A 21,771-nucleotide genomic window follows, 5' to 3' on the forward strand; every position below is an offset into this window, starting at 1 on the left:
GTGGGTGAGCTGTATCAGTCGTGGGCGCGACCGGCCACGACGGCCCCGCGGTCCCGCACGCACCGCAACCCGCCACGAACCCCGGACGACGGCCGCCGTCCCTGCCCCCTGTTCGTCCCGTCCCTCCGGACGCCCCGCCGTACGTGCCTGCAGCCGCACGGCCTCCCCACGGAGCTGATGCATTGAACCCCCTGACCACCAGCGCCTTCGACCTGCCCGAAGGCCTCTCCGCCAAGGCCGACCCCGCCCTGATCGCCGCCGACGAGCGGCACCTGGCCGCCGTCGCCGAGTGCCTCGCACAGTCGATCGCCGAGCTGTCCGACCGCCTCGACGCCGAGCTCAGGGCGCCGGGCGGCACCGGCCGGGCCGCGATGGACCGGGACATCGAGGTGCACCGGCTGACCGGACGGCTGCGCACCCTGCGCCGCTTCGGCCTGGACCTCTGCCTGGGCCGCATGGTCGGCGCAGACGACCCCGAGCCCGTGTACGTCGGCCGGCTCGGCCTCACCGACAGCACGGGCCGCCGGCTGCTGATCGACTGGCGGTCACCCGCGGCCGAGCCGTTCTTCGCGGCGACCCACGCCGACCCGATGGGGCTGCGCAGCCGCCGCCGGTACCGCTGGAAGGACGGCCGGATCGGCGACTACTGGGACGAGGTGTTCACCGCCGACGGGCTCGACGGGCATGCCGCGCTCGACGACCAGTCCGCGTTCATCGCCAGCCTGGGCGCCGACCGGTCGGAGCGGATGCGTGACGTGCTCGCCACCATCCAGGCCGACCAGGACGCCATCATCCGCGCGGGCTCCCGCGGCGCCCTCGTCGTCGACGGCGGTCCGGGCACCGGCAAGACGGTCGTCGCCCTGCACCGCACGGCCCACCTCCTGTACTCCGACCCGCGGCTGGGCCACCGCCGGGGCGGGGTGCTGTTCGTCGGCCCGCACCGGCCCTACCTGAACTACGTCTCCGACGTCCTCCCGAGCCTCGGTGAGGAGGGCGTGCAGACCTGCGTCCTGCGCGACCTCGTCGACGAGGGAGCGGCCGCGACGGCCGAGACCGACCCGGAGGCGGCCCGCCTCAAGGCGTCCGCGGACATGGTCCGGGCGATCGAGACGGCCGTCCGCTTCTACGAGGAACCGCCCGCCGCGGGGATGACCGTCACGACCGACTGGGCCGACCTCCGGCTGAGCGCCGACGACTGGGCCGACGCGTTCCGGGCACCGGCTCCCGGTACCCCGCACAACGAGGCACGCGACCAGATCTGGGCGGAACTGGCCGCCATCCTGCTGGACAAGTACGACGGTGACGACGTCACGCCCGAGGAGTTCCGCAGGTCGCTGCAGCGGGACCGGGACCTGGTCGACACCCTCGACCGCGCCTGGCCGCTGCTGGAGGCGACCGACCTGGTCGGGGACCTCTGGTCGGTCCCCGCCTACCTGCGGCTCTGCGCCCCCTGGCTCGGCCGCGACGACGTGCGCAGGCTCCAGCGCGCCGATGCCCGGGCCTGGACGGTGTCCGACCTGCCGCTCCTGGACGCGGCCCGGCAGCGGCTCGGCGACCCGGAGGCGGACCGGCGCATGCGGCGGCAGGAGGCCGTTCTGGCCGCTCAGCGCGAGCGCATGGCCCAGGTCGTCGACAACCTGATCGGGGCCGCCCGGGACTCCGGCGCCGACGGCGACGACGGCGAGGGTCTGGTGACGATGCTCCGCGGCGAGGACGCCAAGGTCAGCCTGGTCGACGAGTCCGAACTGCCCACCCTCGCCCCTGACCTGCTGACCGGCCCCTTCGCGCACATCGTCGTCGACGAGGCCCAGGAACTCACCGACGCGGAATGGCAGATGCTGCTGCTGCGCTGCCCGTCCCGGAGCTTCACCATCGTCGGGGACCGCGCCCAGGCCCGGCACGGGTTCCCGGAGACCTGGCGGGAGCGCCTGGCACGGGTCGGGTTCGACCGCATCGACCTGGCCTCGCTCAGCATCAACTACCGCACCCCGGAGGAGATCATGGCCGAGGCCGAGCCGGTCATCCGGGCCGTGCTCCCGGACGCCAACGTGCCGACCTCGATCCGCGGCAGCGGCCTGCCCGTGGTGCACGGCTCCGTGTCGGAGCTGGACGAGATCCTCGGCACCTGGCTCGCCGCCCACGCCGAGGGCGTCGCCTGCGTCATCGGCGCCCCCCGTTTCACCCCGACGTCCCGGGTCGCCTCGCTCACCCCCGAGCTGTCGAAGGGGCTCGAATTCGACCTGGTCGTCCTCGTCGACCCGGAGGAGTTCGGCACCGGCGTCGCGGGCGGCGTCGACCACTATGTCGCGATGACCCGCGCGACCCGGCAGCTGGTGGTCCTGACCAGCGACCGGCAGCGACCGGGACCGGGACCGGACAGTCCCTAGGCGATGTCGTCCTCGAAGAGGGACAGCTCGGCCCAGATCGTCTTGCCCTCCGCGGTGTGTCTGGTGCCCCAGCGCTGGGTCAGCTGGGCCACCAGCAGCAGGCCGCGGCCGCCCTCGTCCCAGGTCTTGGCCCGGCGCAGGTGCGGGGCCGTGTGGCTGGTGTCGGAGACCTCGCAGATCAGGGTCGTCGTGTCGTGGATCAGGCGGAGCCGGATCGGGTGGGCGCCGTAGCGGATGGCGTTGGTGACCAGCTCGCTGACCACCAGCTCCGCCGTGAAGGCGGCCATGCTCAGGTCCCACACGTCGAGCTGTTCCACGGCCTTCTTGCGGATCGGCGCGACCAGGGCGGGGTCGGCGGGGATGTCCCAGGACGCCACCCGGGACGGCGGCAGGCCCTGGGTGCGGGCCAGCAGCAGGGCCACGTCGTCGGCCGCGCCGCCCGGCGGCAGCAGGGCGTGCAGGATCCGGTCGCAGGTCTCGTCCAGGGAGTCGCTGTACGCCGCCAGCGCCGCGTGCAGGAGCCGGCGGCCGGTGTCCGGGTCCCGGTGCCGGGAGGTGATCAGCCCGTCCGTGAACATCACGAGGACCGTGCCCTCGTCCAGCGTCACCTCGGCAGACTCGAACGGCAGCCCGCCCAGGCCCAGCGGGGGACCGGCGGGCAGGTCAAGGCGGTGGGGGCGGTGGCCGGGCCGGAGCAGGACGGGCGGCGGGTGCCCGGCGCGGGCCAGCGTGCAGCGCCGGGACACCGGGTCGTAGACGGCGTACAGACAGGTCGCGCCGACCTCGCCGGGGCTGCCCTCGCCGCCCTGCTCGGCCGAGAGCCGGAGCACCAGGTCGTCGAGGTGGGTGAGCAGCTCGTCGGGGGCCAGGTCGATGTCGGCCAGGGTGCGTACGGCGGTCCGCAGCCGGCCCATGGTCGCCGAGGCCTGCACACCGTGGCCGACGACGTCCCCGACGACCATGGCGACCCGCAGCCCGGACAGCGGGATCACGTCGAACCAGTCGCCGCCCACCCCGGCCCGCGCCGCCGGCAGATAGCGGGAGGCGGCCTGCAGGGCGGCGGTGCGCGGCAGCGTCCGGGGCAGCAGACTGCGCTGCAGGGCCAGCGCGGTCTCGCGCTCGCGCGAGTACCGGCGGGCGTTGTCGATGCAGACGGCGGCCCGGGCCGTGATCTCCTCGGCGAGCAGCTCGTCGTCCGGGCCGAACGGGTCGGGCCGCCGGTGCCGTCTGAACACCGCGACCCCCAGGGTGGTGCCGCGGGCCTGGATCGGCACCGACATCGAGGAGTGCACGCCGAACTCGCGCACCCGCTCCCCGCGGGCCTTGTTCCAGGACAGCCACTGGTCCAGCGCGCCGGACGCCACCGAGGCCACGATCGTGTGCCCCGCGGTCAGCGAGTCGGCCTGCGGCGAGGAGGCCGGATAGACCTCGCTCTGTCCGGGCTTGAGGACCGCCTCGGGGACGCCGGGCAGCACGGACTGGTGCGCGGTGCGGCGCAGGGTGACCGGCGCGGTCAGCCGGGCCGGGAGGTCGCCGCCGTGCTCCGGCGGGTCCAGCAGGTCGACGGTGACGAAGTCCGCGAGCGCGGGGACGCAGACGTCCGCCAGCTCCTGAGCCGTACGGATGACGTCGAGAGTGCTGCCGATGCGCACGCTCGCCGCGTTGACCAGCTGGAGCCGCTCTCTGGCCAGGTAGTTCTCGGTGAAGTCGTGGGCGGCCAGGCTCACGCCCCGCACACGTCCGGCGGCGTCGGTGACCGGTGCCATCCGGGCCCGCCAGGCGTGCGCCCGGTCCTCGCCGCCGGTGCGCATGTACGTCTGCACGTCCAGCGGCCGGCCCGAGGCCAGCACCCGGAGCATGTTCCGCTCCAGGTCCGCGCTCTCCGGCTTGCCGCCGATCTCGGTGACCCTGAGCCCCTGGATCCGCTCCTCGGGCAGCCCGATGACCTCCGCCATCGCGCCGTTCACCCGGCGCAGCCTGAGCTGATCGTCGTAGACCGCGATGGCGCACGGCGACTGCGTCAGCGCGGCGGTCGTCAGCGGATCGTCCGGGGTGCGCGGGCCGCCGCCGTCCAGTGGGGAGACCACCAGCCAGTGACCGGGTTGTTCGTCCTGTGCCGTGCTGTGGTGCGCGAGCAGCCAGACCGGGATCGTACGGCCGTCCCGGTGGCGGAGTTCGACGGTGCCGTCCCAGCGGGTGCCGTCGGGGGTGCGCGGTGTGACGTCCCCGGCGAGCAGAAGTGCCGCGGACCGGCCCACGACCTCTTCGGCCGGGTGGCCGAGGAGCCGTCGCGCGCCCTCGTTCCACTCGGTCAGTGTGCCGTCCTCGCCGATGACAGCCCGGGCCGTCGCCGCATCGTCGAACGGATAGACCCGGCTCATCTCGCCACTCCCAAGCGCACACTCACAGTCAACAGGTGCACCACTCGTGTTAAGCGTAGTGCTTCGGACCCTCGCGCGACCGGCAAGCGGCGGCGGTCGGTCGGTCGGGACCCGGGGCCTGTCCGGAGTGCCGAACGCGGACCGGCCGACGGGACGAAAGGGGTGGGAGAAGGCCTCCGGACCCTTGACGGGCACAAGTGTCACTCCGTCAGAATCTGTTTGTTCACGATCAGTTGTGAGTAGTTCTGGGCCCTGATGAGGGAGAGCCGCACCATGACGGTCACTCGCAGATCGGTTCTGGCAGCCGCCACGGCAGCCCCGACGGCCGGCGCCTGGCTGGGCGCCCCGGGCGCCTGGGCGGCCCCGGAGGCGGATACGTCCTCGCAGGTCGCCGGCCGCCGCACGGTCGCCCTGCGGGACGGCTGGCGGTTCGCGCTGGTCAACCCGGGCGGGATCACCGACCCGACCGGCGCCTACGCGGACGCCGCCGACCCCGGGTACGACGACTCGGCCTGGCGGCAGGTCGCCGTACCGCACGACTGGAGCATCGAACAGACCCCCACCACCGAGAACGGCACCACCAGCGGCACCGGCTTCTTCCCGGGCGGTCTCGGCTGGTACCGGCTCGCCTTCACCCTGCCGCCCGGCTACGCCGGCAAGCGGATCTCGGTGGAGTTCGACGGCGTCTACATGGACTCCTACGTCTATTGCAACGGCACCCAGGTCGGCTGCCACCCCTACGGCTACACCGGCTTCGCCTTCGACCTCACCGACCTGCTGCACACCGACGGCAGCACGCAGAACGTCCTCGCGGTCAAGGTGCAGAACCAACTGCCCAGCAGCCGCTGGTACTCGGGCAGCGGCATCTACCGCGAGGCCCGTCTGGTGGTCACCGACCCCGTGCACGTGGCGCGGTGGGGGACGTACGTCACCACCCCGGACATCACCGCGGAGCGGGCCGTGGTGCGGGTGCGCACGGCCGTCGTCGACGAGTCCGGCGCGGGCGCGGACGTGACGGTCCTGTCCCGCATCGCCGACCCCGACGGCCGCACGGTCGCCCGTGCCTCCTCCACGGTCACCGTCACCGGCTCCGGCGGGACCACCGCGACCCAGGAACTGACCGTCGGGAAACCGAGGTTGTGGGACTTCGAGACCCCGCACCGCTACACCCTGCACACCGAACTCCGGGTCGGCGGCACCACCACCGACACCTACCGCACGGTCTTCGGCATCCGCAGCTACCGCTTCGACCCCGAGGAGGGCTTCTCCCTCAACGGCGTGCCCACCAAGATTAAGGGGGTCGACCTCCACCATGACCAGGGCGCCCTCGGCGCGGCGATCAGCGCCGACGCGGTGCGCAGACAGATGACCCTCATGAAGTCGATGGGCGTCAACGCCTTCCGCACCTCGCACAACCCGCCCTCGCCGCAGATGATCGAGGTCTGCGAGGAACTCGGCATCGTGATGATGGTGGAGGCCTTCGACTGCTGGAAGACCGGCAAGACCAAGTACGACTACGGCCGGTTCTTCGACGAGTGGTGCGAGAGCGACGCCACCGAGATGGTCCTCGCCGCCCGCAACTCGCCCGCCGTCGTGCTGTGGTCCATCGGCAACGAGATCCCCGACTCCACCTCGACGGCCGGTCTCGCCATGGCCGACCGGATCATCGCCGCCATCAAGGCCGCCGACGGCACCCGTCCCCTGGTCATCGGCTCCGACAAGTACCGCAGTGTGCCGAAGACGGGCTCCGCCTCCGACCTGATGCTGGCCAAGCTCGACGGTCTCGGCCTCAACTACAACACCGCCAGGTCCGTGGACTCGCTGCACGCGGCCTACCCGCACCTGTTCCTCTTCGAGTCCGAGTCCTCCTCGGAGACCTCGACCCGCGGCACCTACCAGGAACCGGAACACCTCAACACCGGGGAGAACCACACCCCCGGCCGCCGGGCCACCTCGTCCTACGACAACAACCTGTCCTCCTGGACGATGAGCGGCGAGTACGGCCACAAGAAGGACCGGGACCGGAAGTGGTTCGCGGGCCAGTTCCTGTGGTCGGGCATCGACTACATCGGCGAGCCGACGCCGTACGACGTGTTCCCGGTGAAGTCGTCCTTCTTCGGCGCGGTCGACACGGCAGGCTTCCCGAAGGACATGTACCACCTCTTCCGCAGCCAGTGGGTGAGCGAGCCGATGGTGCATCTGCTGCCGATGAGCTGGAACCACGAGGAGGGGGCCACGGTCGAGGTGTGGGCGTACGCCAACGTGCCTGCCGTCGAGCTGTTCCTGAACGGAGAGTCCCTGGGAGTGCGGGAGTTCGACACCAAGACCACGACCGACGGCCGCACCTACCTGGAGACCACCGAGGCCACCGGCGACGACAGGACCTTCACCTCCGGCCCCTACCCCGGCAGTTACACCAGCCCCAACGGCAGTGCGGGCAAACTGCACCTGACCTGGGAAGTGCCCTACCGGCCGGGCGAGTTGAAGGCGGTGGCCCGGCGCGACGGCAGGGTGGTCGCAACCGACGTCCTGCGCACCGCCGGCGCCCCGCACGCCGTGCGCCTCACCGCCGACCGCAAGTCCCTCTCCGCGGACGGGCGTTCGCTGGTCTTCGTCACCGCGGAGATCGTCGACGCGCACGGCGTGGTGGTGCCCGACGCCGCGCACCTGATCTCCTTCGCCGTGACCGGCGGCTCGCTCGCCGGGCTCGACAACGGCCGTGAGGAGAGCGCCGAGCGCTACCAGGCGAGCACCCGGACCGCCTTCCACGGCAAGGCGCTCGCCATCGTCCGCGCCGGTACGGAGCCGGGCGCCCTCAAGGTGACCGCGCGGGCGGACGGGCTGCACGGGGACACCGCCACCGTGCACACCACCCCCGCCCGCTCCGTGGCCGGCACCCCCGCCCCCGACTTCGGCCCGGACCATCCTTCCCCGCCGGACTACCCGCACGCGGACGCCAGTTACTCCGGCCGTCCGGACACCCTCCCGGCCGCCATGCTCGACGGCGACCCGGCCACCGGCTGGTCCAACGCCTTCGCCAAGTCGGCCACCGCCCTGCTGCCCGCGTTCGGCGGTGCCCGGACCGCGGACTGGGTGTCGGTCGACCACGGGCGCACCCGCACCTTCGACCGGGTGGACGTCTCCTTCACCGTGGACGCGACCCACGCCCTCCCCGCGTCGGTCGAGGTGGCCGTCTGGGACGGCACGGCCTACCGGGCGGTGCGGGACACGGCGGTGGAATGGGCCACCGCCTCGGACACCCCGACCGCCATCACCTTCACCCCGGCACGCGGCTCCCGGATCCGCCTCACCCTGACCAGCGCCCATCCCGGGGAGACCCGGGGCGCGGTACGGATCAGCCGCCTCGACACCTGAGACGGCGGGCGGCGCCTCGGCGCATCCCTCGTAGGTACCTGGGGGAGACTGTCTTGACCTGCGGGTATTTACGGTGGAGTACCCGCGCGGTACGGTGAAGGGCATGCCAGCTCTCAACGTGGAGTTCAGCGACCGCGAACTTGAGGACCTCAGGCAGATAGCCAAGGAGCGCGGTACGTCCATGAAGGCCCTCGTCCGTGACGCGGCGGCCGCCGACATCGCCCGGCACCGGGCCCTGCAGGAGGGGGCGGAGGAATTCCGCCGCTTCTTCGCGGCCCATGCCGCCGAGTTCGCCGCCGCGTTCCCCGACGACGAGCCGCCCGCGAAGGGCGAGGCCGCCTGACCCATGCCGCCGGTCATCCACATCGACGTGCCCTGGCTGCTCCAGCGCCACGAGGAAGTCATGCCGGAGCAGCCCACCATCAACGACTTCTCCGCGCTGGTCGCCGCGGTCGCCCGGCACCGGGTCGATCCGCCCCGGCTCGGCGTGGACTCCGACCCGGCCTGGCGGGCCGCCGCCCTGCTGCACACCCTCGCCCTGCTCAAGCCGCTGCCCTCGGCCAACGCGCGGTTCGCCTGTGCGACCGCCGTGGCCTACATGTACGTCAGCGGTGTCGGCATCGACCCGCCCTACGGCGCCCTCGTCGATCTCGCCCGCGACCTGATGAGCGGCAAGGCCGACGTCTACTCCGCGGCGGACCGGCTCCGTTCCTGGCAGCTCTGACACCTGCCCGGACGTGCAGGACAGAGCTGTCCCGGCTCCTCGGGGCCGCCGGCCGAGGGCGGGAGGAACGGGGCCGGCGGCCTGTTTCGCGCGGAAGAGCCGCCGTTTCGCGCGGGGCCTCGTGAGGAGGGCCGGTCATCAGTGGACCACCCGTGCGGAGGGTCCGGGAGCGTGCGCGCGGGACCGCCGCGTGCGTACGCTTCACACGGGGCGCGCGGAAAGGTGAATGCGGCCATGCAGGGGCAATAGCCACCAGCGCCTTTCTGACTTTCTGTCAATGCTGTCGATGTTGTACGGGTGCCTTGTTGCTTGTGTGAGACTTGTGCGAGGGTGAATGCCCGCGCGGGGGTAATGGCACGGTCCAATTCGACAGTTGAGGAACGCGACCTGCACCGCGCCGGCGAATTCCCGCTCCCTGCAGGCGCACCGAAGAGGTACGCACCACCGCACCAAAGGAATCCGCTCCGTGCCCACCCCCCACCCGCCTCGCCCTCCCTATCCGCCGCCGGGCGGTGGTGCGGGGGAGTCCGACGAGTCCCTCGCCGCCCCGCTGCGAGCCGGATCCGACATCGAGGCCTCCCGCTCCGCCGCGCTGCTCATGGCGCGGCACTGGCGGCCCGTTCAGGAATACGCGGTCATCTGCCTGGCCGCCTCCGGGCCGGTCGCGCACATGGTCGCGGCCGCCGCCTTCCATCAGGTCCTCGACCGGGTGGCCCTCGGCGAGACGGCCGACGCGATCCGGCCCCGCCTGCTGGTCTCCGTCCGCGACACGGTCGCCAACTGGTCCGCGGAGGACCGAATAGCGGAGGTTCTTCCCGACCTCGGGAAACCGGCCGGCGGCCGTGGTATGCGTGCCACGAAGTCCATGACACCGGAAAACCGCACCCTCGCGGAGCGTTCATTCCTGGGCCTTCCGGCGCTCGCCCAGAGCCTGCTCTGGCATGCCGAGGTGGAGGCGGAACCGATAACCGTACCGGCCGGTCTGTTGGACATGGACACGACAACTGCATCGGCGGCTCTCGAAGACGCCCGGGAGAAATTCCGCGAGGGCTGTGTCCGCGCGCACCGGGATCTCGCGCCGTCCCAGGAGTGCCGCTACTACAACCGCCTCCTCGACGTGCCGATCCGTCGCGGCGGCGGACTGCTGCCGGATGTCCAGGAGCATCTGGCGCAGTGCCCGTACTGCCGGGCCGCCGCCGAGCAACTCGGCCATGTCGAGGGCGGAATGGGCGTGCTGCTGGTCGAGGCGGTGCTCGGCTGGGGGGCCCGCCGCTACCTCGACACCCGCCCGGGACGCAAGGGCAGTGCGGATGTTCCCCTGACCCGCGCCGCCGCCCGGCGCGCCGGAGGAGGCGGGCGCCGGCGCGCGGCCGCCCGGACCCGGCTCCTCTCCCGCATCCCCGTGCAGGTGCGCCGCCCGCCCGGCTCCTGGTCGTCGAAGACGCTGCTGACCAGCGTCGGCGTGGCCGGTGCGGGACTGCTCGCCTCCGTCCTCGCCGTCAGCACGCTGTCGGGCGGCGGTGACGGCAGCGACGCCGTCGCCACCGCCGGCCTGGTGCCCGGCGACTCCGAGCCCGATGCGACGCCCACCTCCGGCACGGCCGGGCTGCCCGCCGCCGACCACACGACGCGGCTGCGCAACGCCGCCGCCCAGCTCTGCCTGGACATCAACGGCGAGCCGAAGGCCGGGGCGACCGTCGTGCTCGCGGCGTGCTCCTCGGCCTCGACCCAGCAGTGGACCTACGAGAGCGACGGCGAGCTGCGCAGCGCGGCCGGCCCGGATCTGTGCCTGGACTCGCACGCGGACGCCGGTGTGGTCATCGTCGGCACCTGTGCCGAGGAGGGCGCCGGGCGCGGCGAGGACGTGCGCTACGACCTCACCGTCCAGGGCGAGCTGCTGCCCCGCTGGGACGAGACCCTCGCGCTCGGCACGGGCGGTGTCGACCCCGGCTCCGACATCGTGGTCAAGGTCCGCGACCACACCAGTGGCCAGCACTGGCTGACCGACACCCCGACGCCGTCCCAGAGCCGCGGCTCGCTCTCCATCGCCGGGACCGGGGGCCCGTCGGCGCAGCCGGCGGAACTGGCCGGCCACTAGGCGCTCCGCTGGAAGAGCCGCAGTGCGTCGCGGTTTGTCCGCGGCGCCGTCGTGGCTGGTCGCGCAGTTCCCCGCGCCCCTTCGGGGCGCGTTCAGTCCTGGTCGGCGTCCGGGCCCTGGGCTCGGACGCGCTCCACGTGCTCCAGGGAGTCCCGTAGTTCGGTCAGCCAGTCGTCGGTGTGCCGCTGGACCAGCCGCACGCACCAGGCCAGCGCCTCGCTGCGGCTGCGCGCCACCCCGCCGGCGATCAGGGTGTCCAGCACCTGACGCTCGGGCTGGCGCAGCCGGGTCATCACCGGCGCGGCCACATGCGTGAACAGCGCCCGCTGCCCTGCGCACTCCACGCCCCAGGAGACCTTGTGCCGGAATCGGTGCTCGGCCTCGCGGGCCACGACCATCCGGCTCTCCCGGGTGCGCTCCCGGAACTCCTGGATCCGGCCCTGTACGGCCGCCTCCCGCTCGGCGTCCGACGCGTCGTCCGCCAGCTTGGGGCCGGGGATGCGCCCGATGACGGTGACCTCCTCGCGGTCGGCCGTCACCTCGACCAGTTCCTCGAAGAGGTCGTCCGGCAGACGGCCGGCGAACCAGCCGCGGAGCTTGTCTCGTTGCTCTTGAGTAATCATGTAATGACGATTACTCCGTTGCAGCACGAAGGCAAGGGCTTGCGGCGAAGTCCGCCGACAGCGGAAGCGGAATGTTTCAGGACGATTAACGAGGCGGTGGGATCCGGCCATCTGGCCGCTTCGGGCGATCAAGAACCGCTCCGTTGCGCGGTCGACGCGCTCGAATTCCGTGACTTCACGCCACTGATTCAATACGCAAGGTTACTGAAACCTGTGGGTTCGATGTGTGTTTCGGCGGCGGACTCGGCAGAGTGGCGCCCGCCGCCCCGGCACCCACCGGGCCGAGGGCGGCACCCGTCGAATCGAGCGGAAGGATGCACACAATGCGAACCACCGCGCGCTGGGCAGCGACCCTCGGCCTTACGGCCGCCGCCGTCTGCGGACCCCTGACGGGGGCCGCCGTCGCCACCCCGAGCTCGCTCTACGCCCCCTCGGCCCTGGTGCTCACCACCGGCCACGGCACAGCAGCGGCCACCGCCACGCCCGAGCGCGCCGTCACCCTGAACTGCGCTCCGGGCGCGTCCGGCACCCACCCGGCCGCCGCCGAGGCCTGCGCCGAACTGCGCGGCGCCGGCGGTGACCTCGACGCCCTGGCGCCCAGAAGCGATGTGTGGTGTACCAAGCTCTACGATCCCGTCGTGGTCACGGTCGAGGGCGTCTGGCAGGGCAAACGCGTCTCCTACGAGCACACCTTCGGCAACCAGTGCATGAGGGACGCCTACGGGACGAGCGTCTTCGCCTTCTGAGCCCGGGATCGCATGGTCCTCGTGACTGCCGGACAGGTCCGTAACTGGGGAGTGCGGCCCCTGGAGCGGGGAACCTGCGATCTCGCACCGGGGGGCGGACGGGTGGTGTGGGGCTGCCCGTCCGACCCCCGGCATCACCGCCGCTCTCCGGCGTTCCCGTCCCGGGGAATGCCGGGGAGCGGCGGAAAACGCCCCAGCAGCCCCGAGGCCCGTAACAGCCGCGGAATCCGGGGCCCTTCGCACACCAGCCGCAGCCGCCCGCCCCGCTCCCTGGCGCGCGCCTCGGCCCGGCACAGCACCCGCAGCCCCGAACAGTCGAGAAAGTCCAGCCGCCGCAGATCGACGAGCACATCGGGCTCGGGTGCGGCGGTCACCGCGAGCAGATGCTCGGCGAGCAACTCCTCGGTGGCGATGTCCACCTCGCCGTAGACCTCGACGACGACGAACGCCCCGCTGCGGCGGGTGCGCGCACAGGAGTTGGCGGCGGGCAGCCCGGGGTCCACGGCTTCCGGCGTCATCTCTGCTCCACGAGGCACAGGGCGCGTACGGGGCCTGGTAGTTACCCGGTCGGAGCGCCGGGCATCCCTGATGTCGGTGGCGCAAGATCAGGTTCACTCGACCAAGTGAACTTGAATGAAGTGGCTTGACTTGACGCGCCCCCATAGGGGTGCGGGGCTGTATCGATATGCGGCTCCGCCGCGTGGGCGCGGCCAGCCACCGCGCACCCGCACTAGGCAACGGCGAGTGACAACAACGGCGAGGGGCCACCGTCTCCCTGCTGACGGCGACCCCTCGGTCCCTGCGGCTCTGCGGAAGTTACATATGGACAACCGGCGCCGCGTCCGGGTCCTGCTGCGGCACCCCCTTGCGGAACAGCAGGAAGGCGATGACCGCGCCGGCCGCGAACATCCCGGCCGACCACCAGAACGCGGTCGTGTAGCTCTCGATCGTCGCCTGCGCCTGCACCAGCTTGCTGGTCGCGTCCTTCCCGGCCAGGTAGTCCGTCGCCGCGCTCGCCGCGAGCGTGTTGAGCAGCGCCGTACCGATCGAACCGCCCACCTGCTGCATGGCGTTGACCGTCGCCGACGCGACACCGGCCTCGTCGGCCGTCACCCCGCCGGTGCCCAGCTGCATGGCGGCCGGCATGACCAGGCCGAGGCCGAGGCCGGTGATGATCAGCTGCGGCAGCACCGCGCTGAGGTAGCTGGAGCCGACGCCGATATCGGTCAGCCAGGCCATGCCGGCCGCGGAGACCGCGAAGCCCAGCGGGATGACCACCTTCGGTCCGAGCCGCGGCACCAGGACCTGGGTACCGATCTGTGCCGTCACCATCAGGCCGCCGATCATCGGCAGGAACGCCACACCGGTCTTCGTCGGGCTGAAGCCGAGGTTCAGCTGCAGGTAGTAGGTGAGGAAGAGGAACACGCCGAACATGCCGCCGGCGGAGATCAGCACGGCGAGGAACGAGGCCGCGCGGTTGCGGTCCATCAGGATGCCCAGCGGCAGCAGCGGGTACTTGGCCTTGGTCTGCCACCAGGCGAAGGCCGCCAGGAGCGCGACGCCGGCGATCAGGAAGCCCCAGGTCAGCGGCGAACCCCAGTCGTGCGTCTCGGCGTTGGAGAAGCCGTAGACCAGCGAGAAGAGACCGGCCGCGACCAGGATCGTGCCCGGCACGTCCAGCTTCGCGTTACCGGCGTCACGGTGGTTGTGCAGCAGCGCCATGCCGCCCGCGAAGGCGACGACGGCGATCGCGACGTTCACGTACAGGGTCGAGCGCCAGTCGAACGTGTCGGTGAGGACACCGCCGAGCAGCAGGCCCACCGCACCGCCGGCGCCGGCGATGGCGCCGTAGACGCTGAACGCCCTGGCCCGCTCACGGGCGTCGGTGAACGTGGTGTTGAGCAGCGAGAGCGCGGTGGGGGCGAGCAGCGCGCCGAAGGCACCCTGCAGGGCGCGTGCCGTGACCAGCATCCCGAAGCCGTTCGCGGCACCGCCCAGCGCCGACACGGCGGCGAAGCCGACGACTCCTATGAGGAAGGCGGTCTTGCGGCCGAACAGGTCGGCGATCCGCCCGCCGAGCAGCAGCAGGGAGGCGAAGCTGAGCGCGTACGCGGTGACGATCCACTGCCGGTTGCCGTCGGAGAACCCGAGGTCGGCCTGGGCGGACGGGAGGGCGATGTTCACGATCGTGGCGTCGAGCACGACCATCAGCTGGGCGACGGCGATGACCGCGAGGATCCACCACCGCTTCGAGGAGGCGGCCGGCGGTGCCTCCTCGGTGCCGACGAGGACGTCGTCGGTCAGAGTCTTCTCGGACATGCGGGAACCACTCCAGGGAAAGTCATTCGGGATTTACAGAGAAGCCGCTGCACCGCGACGACACCTACGCAGCCGCGAACGAAACGGTTTCGTACACATCGAGACTAGAGCACTTTCAGCGAAACGGCAACGTTTCGCTGGGGACGGGGCTCACCATGTGCGGTCGTCGAGGGTCTCGCCGGCGGACGCGCCCTGGTGTTCGGCGGCAGCGCGGGCGCGATCGTCGGGCTCACCCTGGCCGTCCGCCACCCCGAGGTGCTGACCGGCCTGATCGCCCATGAACCGCCCGCCGTGAACGTCCTGCCCGACGGTGACCCGGCCCGCGTTCCTCCCCGGCGAGGAGGCGCTGCGCTCGGCGCCGTTCCTACGTCACCCTCGACGACGGCCGCCGCGCCGTCCGCTTCAGCCGTGTCTACGGCCACCCGGTCGACCGCGTCTGGCACTTCGTCACCGACCCCGACGAACTCGCCGAGTGGTTCCCCTCCCGCGCCGAGTTCGACCTGCGCCCCGGCGGCGCCGTCAAGTTCACCGGCGACCCGAACATGCCCGAGTCGCACGGCACCGTGCTCGCCGTCGACCCGCCCCGGAACCTGGCCTTCGACTGGGGCGGCGACGAGATCCGCTTCGACCTGGAGGACGCCGGGCCCGACGGGACCCGCTTCACCCTCACGCACGTCCTCGGCGAGGAGAACACCGCCGCCCGCAACAGCGCCGGCTGGGAGGTCTGCCTCTCCGCCCTCGACGCCAAGGCCCGAGGCGAGCGCTTCCAGGGCCCGCACGCCGGCGTCACCACGCCCTGGAAGGAGTACTACCAGGGCTATCTCGACGCCGGCCTGCCCTCCGGCGCGCCCATCCCCGGCGCCTGACCCGTCAGGCCAGCTGCCGCCGCACCAGCTCGTGCAGCCGACCGCCGGTGTCGGCGAGCAGCTGGGCCGGCGCGCCCTGCTGGGCGACCTTGCCGTCCTCCATCACGATCACGCGGTCGGCGTCCATGACCGTCGACAGCCGGTGGGCGATCACGATCCGGGTGGCGTTGAGCTTGCGGGTGCTCTCGATGACCGTGCGCTGGGTGTCGTTGTCCAGGGCACTGGTGGCCTCGTCGAAGAAGAGGATGCGGGGGCGCCGGATCAGCGCCTGGGCGATCATCAGCCGCTGCCGCTGGCCGCCCGAGATCGCGCCGCTCCCGGCGACGATCGTGTGCAGCCCCATCGGCATCCGCTTGATGTCCTCCGCGAGCCCCGCCAGCTCGGCCGCCGCCATCGCCTCCTCGGGGGTGTACGGCTCGGTGCCGCAGATGACGTCCAGGATCGAGCCGGTGAACGGCTGCGCGTGCTGGAGCACCACCCCGCACTGACGGCGGACCGCCGACTGGTCGAGGGCGCCCAGGTCCTGGCCGTCGTACAGCACGCTCCCCGAGACCGGCCTGTCGAAGCCGATCAGCAGGCGCAGCAGGGTCGACTTGCCGCAGCCGCTGGGGCCGACGACCGCCACGAACTCGCCCGGGCGGATGTCGAAGGAGACGTCGTCCAGGACCAGGGGACCGTCGTCCGTGTACCGGAAGGAGAGGCGGCGGGCCTCGACGGCGCCGGACAGCGGGCCGGGGCGGGTGCTGGCGGTGCGCACCTCGGGGGCGGCCTCCAGGACCGGCCTGATCTCCTCGAAGAGGGGGAGCGCGGCCACCGCCGACACGAAGGAACCGGTCAGCGAGGTGACCGAGGTGAGCAGCATCGTCACCGACGTGTTGAAGGTGAGGAAGGCCGCCGCGTCCATGGCGCCCCTCGCCGGGCCCGCCAGCAGCATGAACATCAGGAGGGTGCAGACCGGGAGGTAGACCGAGCCCAGCACGCTGGTGAGGTTCTTGATCCGGCCCACCTTCTGCTGGAGCTCGCGGCTGCGCGCGAACTCGCCAGCCCAGGCCGCGTACGCGTAGTTCTCGGCCGCCGCCACCCGCAGCTTGGGCAGGCCCCGCAGGGTCTGGAAGGCCTGGTTGTTCAGCTTGTTGCCGAGCACCACGAGGCGGCGCTGCCAGCGCACCTGCCACAGCCCGAGCCCCAGGAACAGGGCGGCGATGACGACGAGCATGCCCATGGCCGCCAGCGCCATCGGCACGCTGTACCAGAACAGCAGGCCGAGGTTCATCGCCCCGACGGTCACCGACTGGACGACCACCGGGCCGACCCCCGCCAGCAGCCGGCGGATCGCGCTGACGCCCATCGCCGCGCTGGCCAGCTCACCGGTCGAGCGCTGGGTGAAGAACTTCGTCGGCAGCCTCAGCAGCCGGTCCCAGACGGCCGGTTGGAGGGTCGCCTCGATACGGCCTTCGAGGCGGAGGATCGTGAGGTTCTCCAGGAGCGTGAACGCGGCCGACACCACCGCGCTGATCAGCACCGCCAGGCAGACCTGCACGATCAGGTCCGTCTGCGCCTTCGGCACGTAGTCGCCCAGCACCTTGCCGGTCGCGATCGGCACCAGCGAGCCGATCGCCACGGTCACCAGCCCGGCCAGCAGCAGACTGCCGAGGTCGCCGCGCGTGCCGCGCATGCTGAACCGGAGCAGGCCGAGCGGACTCAGCGCCTTGTCGGGCAGCGGCCGGTAGAACATCACCGCGCGCGGCTCGAACTCCGCCGCGTTCGCTTTCTCGATCGGCGTCTCGCGGCCGGTCGCCGGATGGACGGCCACATAGCCGCCGCGCCGCCACAGCAGCGCGACGGGAGCCCCGGACAGGGCGCGGTGTCCGACCAGCGGGCCGACGTTGTCGCGCCACCAGTGGCCGTCGAGCCGTACCGCCCGGGTACGCACCCGGGAGGCCAGTGCCACCCGCTCGACCGGGTCGATGCGGTCGCTCTCGGTGCCGCTCTGCGCGGGCTCCGCGAGGGTGATGCCGGCGGCCTCGGCGACCAGTCTGCAGGCCGCGTAGGAGGCGTCGGCGTCGGCGGCCGTGGTGTGCTTGGCCCCCTTGCCGATGGAGGCGAGCAGGGTCCGGTCGGCCTGGGCGCGGACCGCCTCACCGGCCTTGATCCCGGCCGCCGTACGTGTCTCGTGGGTGCGCTCCAGCTGCTCGATCCACCGGTCCAGGGTGGTCAGCAGGCGGTACTGCTGGTCGACCATGCTCTGCCACAGCGCCGGGTCCATCAGCAGGTCGGCGGCCGCCTCCGCGCCGTACAGCGAGCCGTACTGCACACTGCCCGGCGGCACCTGCATCCAGAAGACCTCGTCGTCGGTGGGGGCCGCGGCCCGCTCGCCGGCGGTCATCGGGGCCTGGAAGAGGATCGACAGGCCGCGGCCGACGCCGAGGGCGAGGGCGTACTCCAGGGGGCTGGTGGCCGGCGGGACGTACTGGGGGTTGCCGTACTCGTCGTAGGACCAGGTCTGGGTGTGGGAGGGCTGGTAGAGCTCGCGCAGGCCGATGCGGTGCACGACGCAGTCGCGCAACGGGCGGGCCACCAGGGTGTGCTGCGGTCCCGCGACCGGGCCGAGCAGCAGGGAGCCCGCCTCCAGGCGGCCCAGGTGGTGCCAGTGGCCCTGCTGTTCGGCGTCCACCGCGAACAGGTCCAGGGCGCCGGACGCCACCAGCCACAGCGTCTGCGGGCCTTCGAGGTCCAGGCGGTTGAAGCCGGTGCAGTCGATCCGGGCGCCCAGTGAGCCGAACGCGCCGAGTACGAGGTCGCCTTGGTCCACGGTCGTCATCTCATCGCTCCCTGACCAGCGCGGCGTACGCCCCGCCGTGTGCCACCAGCTCGTCGTGCCGCCCGCGCTCCACGATCGTCCCGTGCTGGAGCACGACGATCTCGTCGCTGTCGCGCACCGTGCTCAGCCGGTGCGCGATCACGACGCAGGCGCAGCCGCGGCGGCGCAGGTTGTCCATGACGGTCAGCTCGGTCTCGGCGTCCAGCGCGCTGGTCACCTCGTCGAGGACCAGGATGCTCGGCCGTCGCACCAACGCCCTCGCGATTTCGAGGCGTTGGCGCTGGCCGCCGGAGAAGTTGCGGCCGTCCTGCTCGACCCTGCTGTGGATGCCGCTGGGCCGGCGCGTCACCACGTCGTACAGGGCCGCGTCCCGCAGCGCCTCCACCACCGCCTCGTCCGGGATCGACGGGTCCCACAGCGCCACGTTGTCGCGCACCGACCCCTCGAAGAGGAAGACGTCCTGGTCGACGAAGGAGACGGAGGCGGCGAGGGCGCCGCGCGGGATGTCCTCCAGGCGCTGCCCGTCGATGCGGATCACGCCCTCCCAGGGGGAGTAGAGCCCCGAGATCAGCCGGGAGACCGTGGACTTGCCGCTGCCCGAGCCGCCCACCAGGGCGACCTGGCGGCCGGGGCCGACGGTGAGGTCGAAGCCGGTGAGCAGCGGCTTGTCCAGCGGGCTGTAGCCGAAGGTGATGTTCTCCAGCTCGACATGGCCCTGGAGCCGCCGGGTGGAGTCACCGGCGCCGGGGCGGGCGTAGACCGGGTCCGCCTGGAAGTTCTCCACGTCCTTGAGGCGGGCCACGTCGGCCGCGAAGTCCTGGATACGGCCCGCGACGCCGTTGAGCCGGGTCAGCGGGGCGGTGAAGCGGGTCACCAGGGACTGGAAGGCGACCAGGAGTCCGACCGAGATGCCGCCCTCGACCGCCCGCATGCCGCCGATCCACAGGATCAGCGCGCTGTTGACGGTGGCCAGCGTCGGGGCCACCACGCCGAGCCAGGCGCTCGGCACCCCGAGCCGCTGCTGTTCCTCCAGGGTGCTCGCGTGCTGTCCGGCCCACCTGCGGAAGTAGCCGTCCTCGCCGCCGGTCGCCTTCATCGTCTCGATCAGCTGGAGACCGGTGTAGGAGGTGTTGGTGAGCCGGGCGGTGTCCGCGCGCAGCTTCGCGGTCCGGGTCGCGCGCAGCCGTACGACGAACCGCATCGCCACGATGTTCAGCAGGGCCACGCCGATGCCCAGGAAGGTGAGCTGTGCGTCGTAGGTGTAGAGGAGCACCGCGTAGAGGACGACGACCACCGCGTCCACACCGGCCGCGGCGAGGTCGCGGGCCAGGGTCTCGGCGACCTGGTCGTTGGACTGGAGGCGCTGGACCAGGTCGGCGGGGCTGCGCTGGGCGAAGAAGGTCACCGGCAGGCGCAGCAGGTGCCGCAGGAAGCGGGCGCTGGAGAGAGTGGAGGAGACGATGCGGCCGTGCAGCAGGTTCGCCTGCTGCAGCCAGGTCAGCACCAGGGTGAGCAGGACGCAGGTGCCCATCGCGGCGAACAGCACGGTGAGCAGCGAGGTCTGGCCGCCGATGAGGAACAGGTCGATGTACTGGCGGCTGAGCGCGGGCACCGCCGCGCCCACGACCACCAGCAGCAGGCTGGCCAGGACGGCGGCCGGCATGGTGCCGGCGGTGCCGCGCAGCCGGGCCGGCATCGCACCCAGGACGCCGGGCCGGCGGCCGCCCTTCTCGAAGCCGTCGCCCGGCTCCAGGACCAGCACGACACCGGTGAAGCTGCCGTCGAACTCCTCCATGGGCACGAACCGGCGGCCCTTGGCGGGGTCGTTGATGTAGACGCCCCGGCGGCCGAAGCGGCGGCCCATGCCGTCGTAGACGACGTAGTGGTTGAACTCCCAGAACAGGATCGCCGGCCCCTGCACGTCGGCGAGGGCGGCCAGGTCCATCTGCATGCCCTTGGCGGTGAGGCCGTAACTGCGGGCCGCCTTCAGCAGGTTGCTGGCGCGCGAGCCGTCGCGGGAGACACCGCAGGCGATGCGCAGCTCCTCCAGCGGGACATGGCGGCCGTAGTGGCCGAGGACCATGGACAGGGAGGCGGCGCCGCACTCGACGGCCTCCATCTGGAGCACGGTGGGCGTACGGACCGTCCGGCCGCGGCCCTTGGGGACCGGTCGCTTGGGCGGGGCGGCGCGCCGGCGGCCGCGGGTCTCCTGGGCGGTGGTCACGGGAGCAGCCAATCGACGGGACGCTGGTCGGCCAGCCGGATCGAACCCGAGGCCAGGGTCATGGAGTCGAGCTCGAAGGGGGGTCCGTCGGCCGAGGACCACTTGTAGCCGCTCTTCGTCTTTCTCGACGTGTCCAGCCGGACCAGGACGGCCACCGGGCGGCCCTTCCTGGTGAACTGCTCGCCCAGCTGGCTGTCCCCGAGGAACGCGGCGATCGACTGGGCCGACTGGGCGGCGCGGTCCACCGACTTCACATGGCCGCGCAGCACGCCGTACTCCTGCGTCGACACCGACGACACGGTCAGGTCGACCGGGGCGTTCGCCGGGATGGCGGAGGCGTTCTCCGCGGGGACGTACACCGTCGCGTACAGCGGGTCCGAGGTGTGGGCGACCTTCTCCACGGCGGCGACGTTCGCGCCGGTCTGGATGATCTGCCCGATGGTCGCGGCGAGCGCGCTGATCCGGCCCGCGGCGACCGTGCGCACGACCGAGTCGCCCTGGCCGGTGCGGACCTTGAGCACGGGGGCGTCGGCCGGCAGCCGTTCGCCCTGTTCGGCGAGGACCGCCGTGACCTGCCCGGCGACCGGGCTCTGCAGGATGTAGCTGCCCTGCCCGTGGGTGAGGATGGCCTGCGCGCTCACCGTGGAGGCGACCGAACCGGTCACCGCCCACACCGAGGCCGCCGCCATCACGACGACCGAGACGGACAGCGCGAGCCAGCCCTGCGGACGGGCGAAACGCACCGGAAGATCGAGCTCCTCCGGTGACTGGAGCTTGGCGAGGGCCTGTTGGCGGAACTGCACGGAACTTCCCTCACCTAGGGGAGAGGCACTGGTGAACAGGGTGTCTCAGAACACCCGAGAGTCCCGGGGCCGGGATCCGGCTCCGGGACTCAGCGGCAACGAGGTGCGATCAGAGACCGGCGACCAGGTTGGTGACCGGCTGCGTGTTGAGGCCGGTGACACCCTCGACGGTGCCGACGACCGTGTTGACCAGGCCGGAAACCGGGGCAACGCTGTCCACCAGGCCGGTGACGGTGCCGAGGGCGTTCAGGGACAGGCCGCCGGAGACGTTGTCGAGCTCGGCGTCGGAGATCTCGACGGTCTCAACCTGGGGGGTGGAGTTCATGATGGAACTTCCCTTCATATGGATATTCACAAGGGGGAGAGCGGCCCCCCGACGCCCTTCAGGGACGAACAACGGCCCT

The 21,771-nt window shown here is 72.0% G+C and carries 15 protein-coding genes and 1 pseudogene; 7 read left to right on the top strand and 9 right to left on the bottom strand.

The window, feature by feature from the left end:
* Positions 1 to 182 precede the first annotated feature (182 nt).
* Positions 183 to 2,387 carry an RNA polymerase recycling motor ATPase HelR gene (gene helR, locus SSP29_RS27155; protein ID WP_089103442.1) on the top strand — a complete coding sequence of 735 codons (2,205 nt, stop codon included), beginning with the start codon at positions 183 to 185 and terminating at the stop codon, positions 2,385 to 2,387.
* Here helR and SSP29_RS27160 read toward each other — a convergent pair.
* On the bottom strand, positions 2,384 to 4,768 hold the full coding sequence (locus tag SSP29_RS27160) for a SpoIIE family protein phosphatase (protein ID WP_089103443.1): 2,385 nt from the start codon (positions 4,766 to 4,768) through the stop codon (positions 2,384 to 2,386). The genes helR and SSP29_RS27160 overlap by 4 nt on opposite strands.
* Positions 4,769 to 5,041: 273 nt before the next feature.
* On the opposite strand from SSP29_RS27160, the gene SSP29_RS27165 reads away from it, so the two are divergent.
* From SSP29_RS27165 to SSP29_RS27180, 4 genes are all read left to right on the top strand, one after another.
* Positions 5,042 to 8,143, top strand: coding sequence for a glycoside hydrolase family 2 TIM barrel-domain containing protein (locus SSP29_RS27165; RefSeq protein ID WP_089103444.1), 3,102 nt, complete (start codon positions 5,042 to 5,044; stop codon positions 8,141 to 8,143).
* A 103-nt stretch (positions 8,144 to 8,246) separates the two neighbouring features.
* Positions 8,247 to 8,486, top strand: a complete 240-nt coding sequence (locus tag SSP29_RS27170) for a hypothetical protein (RefSeq protein ID WP_089103774.1) — start codon at positions 8,247 to 8,249, stop codon at positions 8,484 to 8,486.
* 3 nt (positions 8,487 to 8,489) lie between these two features.
* The gene (locus tag SSP29_RS27175; protein WP_089103445.1) at positions 8,490 to 8,867 is read left to right on the top strand and encodes a toxin Doc; all 378 of its coding nucleotides are present in this window, start codon (positions 8,490 to 8,492) and stop codon (positions 8,865 to 8,867) included.
* 466 nt (positions 8,868 to 9,333) lie between these two features.
* A complete protein-coding gene (locus SSP29_RS27180) occupies positions 9,334 to 10,965 on the top strand; it encodes an RICIN domain-containing protein (RefSeq protein WP_089103446.1) in 1,632 nt (543 codons plus the stop codon).
* 92 nt (positions 10,966 to 11,057) lie between these two features.
* On the opposite strand, the gene abmR is transcribed toward SSP29_RS27180, so the two are convergent.
* Positions 11,058 to 11,588: an ATP-binding transcription factor AbmR gene (gene abmR, locus SSP29_RS27185; protein ID WP_089103447.1), complete on the bottom strand. Its 531-nt coding sequence runs from the start codon at positions 11,586 to 11,588 to the stop codon at positions 11,058 to 11,060.
* 323 nt (positions 11,589 to 11,911) lie between these two features.
* Between abmR and SSP29_RS27190 the strand changes: the two genes are divergently transcribed.
* Positions 11,912 to 12,334 carry a subtilase-type protease inhibitor gene (locus SSP29_RS27190; RefSeq protein ID WP_089103448.1) on the top strand — a complete coding sequence of 141 codons (423 nt, stop codon included), beginning with the start codon at positions 11,912 to 11,914 and terminating at the stop codon, positions 12,332 to 12,334.
* 134 nt (positions 12,335 to 12,468) lie between these two features.
* On the opposite strand, the gene SSP29_RS27195 is transcribed toward SSP29_RS27190, so the two are convergent.
* The 3 genes from SSP29_RS27195 to SSP29_RS60965 form a co-directional block, all read right to left on the bottom strand.
* Positions 12,469 to 12,852, bottom strand: a complete 384-nt coding sequence (locus SSP29_RS27195) for an STAS domain-containing protein (protein ID WP_089103449.1) — start codon at positions 12,850 to 12,852, stop codon at positions 12,469 to 12,471.
* A 298-nt stretch (positions 12,853 to 13,150) separates the two neighbouring features.
* Positions 13,151 to 14,653 (bottom strand): MFS transporter, encoded by a 1,503-nt coding sequence (locus SSP29_RS27200; RefSeq protein WP_089103450.1) that lies wholly within the window; start codon positions 14,651 to 14,653, stop codon positions 13,151 to 13,153.
* A 150-nt stretch (positions 14,654 to 14,803) separates the two neighbouring features.
* Entirely contained in the window at positions 14,804 to 14,932 is a 129-nt protein-coding gene (locus tag SSP29_RS60965) for a hypothetical protein (RefSeq protein ID WP_275539775.1), read from the bottom strand.
* An 83-nt stretch (positions 14,933 to 15,015) separates the two neighbouring features.
* On the opposite strand from SSP29_RS60965, the pseudogene SSP29_RS56455 reads away from it, so the two are divergent.
* Positions 15,016 to 15,519 (top strand): annotated as a pseudogene (locus SSP29_RS56455) (SRPBCC family protein); the annotation flags it as partial.
* A 4-nt stretch (positions 15,520 to 15,523) separates the two neighbouring features.
* Here the strand turns inward: SSP29_RS56455 and SSP29_RS27215 are convergent.
* The 4 genes from SSP29_RS27215 to SSP29_RS27230 form a co-directional block, all read right to left on the bottom strand.
* Positions 15,524 to 18,340, bottom strand: coding sequence for an NHLP bacteriocin export ABC transporter permease/ATPase subunit (locus SSP29_RS27215; protein WP_089103451.1), 2,817 nt, complete (start codon positions 18,338 to 18,340; stop codon positions 15,524 to 15,526).
* A gap of 1 nt (position 18,341) precedes the next feature.
* Positions 18,342 to 20,564, bottom strand: a complete 2,223-nt coding sequence (locus tag SSP29_RS27220) for an NHLP family bacteriocin export ABC transporter peptidase/permease/ATPase subunit (protein ID WP_089103452.1) — start codon at positions 20,562 to 20,564, stop codon at positions 18,342 to 18,344.
* Complete coding sequence (locus SSP29_RS27225) at positions 20,561 to 21,367, bottom strand: HlyD family efflux transporter periplasmic adaptor subunit (RefSeq protein WP_089103453.1); 807 nt, start codon at positions 21,365 to 21,367, stop codon at positions 20,561 to 20,563. The genes SSP29_RS27220 and SSP29_RS27225 overlap by 4 nt, the downstream gene beginning before the upstream one ends.
* Before the next feature lie 109 nt (positions 21,368 to 21,476).
* Complete coding sequence (locus tag SSP29_RS27230; RefSeq protein WP_089103454.1) at positions 21,477 to 21,692, bottom strand: type A2 lantipeptide; 216 nt, start codon at positions 21,690 to 21,692, stop codon at positions 21,477 to 21,479.
* Between the last annotated feature and the right edge of the window lie 79 nt (positions 21,693 to 21,771).

This window comes from Streptomyces hyaluromycini (assembly GCF_002217755.1).
In the GTDB taxonomy this organism is placed as follows: domain Bacteria; phylum Actinomycetota; class Actinomycetes; order Streptomycetales; family Streptomycetaceae; genus Streptomyces; species Streptomyces hyaluromycini.

Coding starts and splice junctions, on each gene's coding strand:
- SSP29_RS27175 (WP_089103445.1), top strand. CDS start 8,490: ATGCCGCCGGTCATCCACATCGACGTGCCCTGGCTGCTCCAGCGCCAC.
- SSP29_RS27230 (WP_089103454.1), bottom strand. CDS start 21,692: ATGAACTCCACCCCCCAGGTTGAGACCGTCGAGATCTCCGACGCCGAG.
- SSP29_RS27160 (WP_089103443.1), bottom strand. CDS start 4,768: ATGAGCCGGGTCTATCCGTTCGACGATGCGGCGACGGCCCGGGCTGTC.
- SSP29_RS27165 (WP_089103444.1), top strand. CDS start 5,042: ATGACGGTCACTCGCAGATCGGTTCTGGCAGCCGCCACGGCAGCCCCG.
- SSP29_RS60965 (WP_275539775.1), bottom strand. CDS start 14,932: ATGGGCGATCAGGCCGGTCAGCACCTCGGGGTGGCGGACGGCCAGGGT.
- SSP29_RS27170 (WP_089103774.1), top strand. CDS start 8,247: ATGCCAGCTCTCAACGTGGAGTTCAGCGACCGCGAACTTGAGGACCTC.
- SSP29_RS27195 (WP_089103449.1), bottom strand. CDS start 12,852: ATGACGCCGGAAGCCGTGGACCCCGGGCTGCCCGCCGCCAACTCCTGT.
- SSP29_RS27200 (WP_089103450.1), bottom strand. CDS start 14,653: ATGTCCGAGAAGACTCTGACCGACGACGTCCTCGTCGGCACCGAGGAG.
- abmR (WP_089103447.1), bottom strand. CDS start 11,588: ATGATTACTCAAGAGCAACGAGACAAGCTCCGCGGCTGGTTCGCCGGC.
- SSP29_RS27215 (WP_089103451.1), bottom strand. CDS start 18,340: ATGACGACCGTGGACCAAGGCGACCTCGTACTCGGCGCGTTCGGCTCA.
- SSP29_RS27190 (WP_089103448.1), top strand. CDS start 11,912: ATGCGAACCACCGCGCGCTGGGCAGCGACCCTCGGCCTTACGGCCGCC.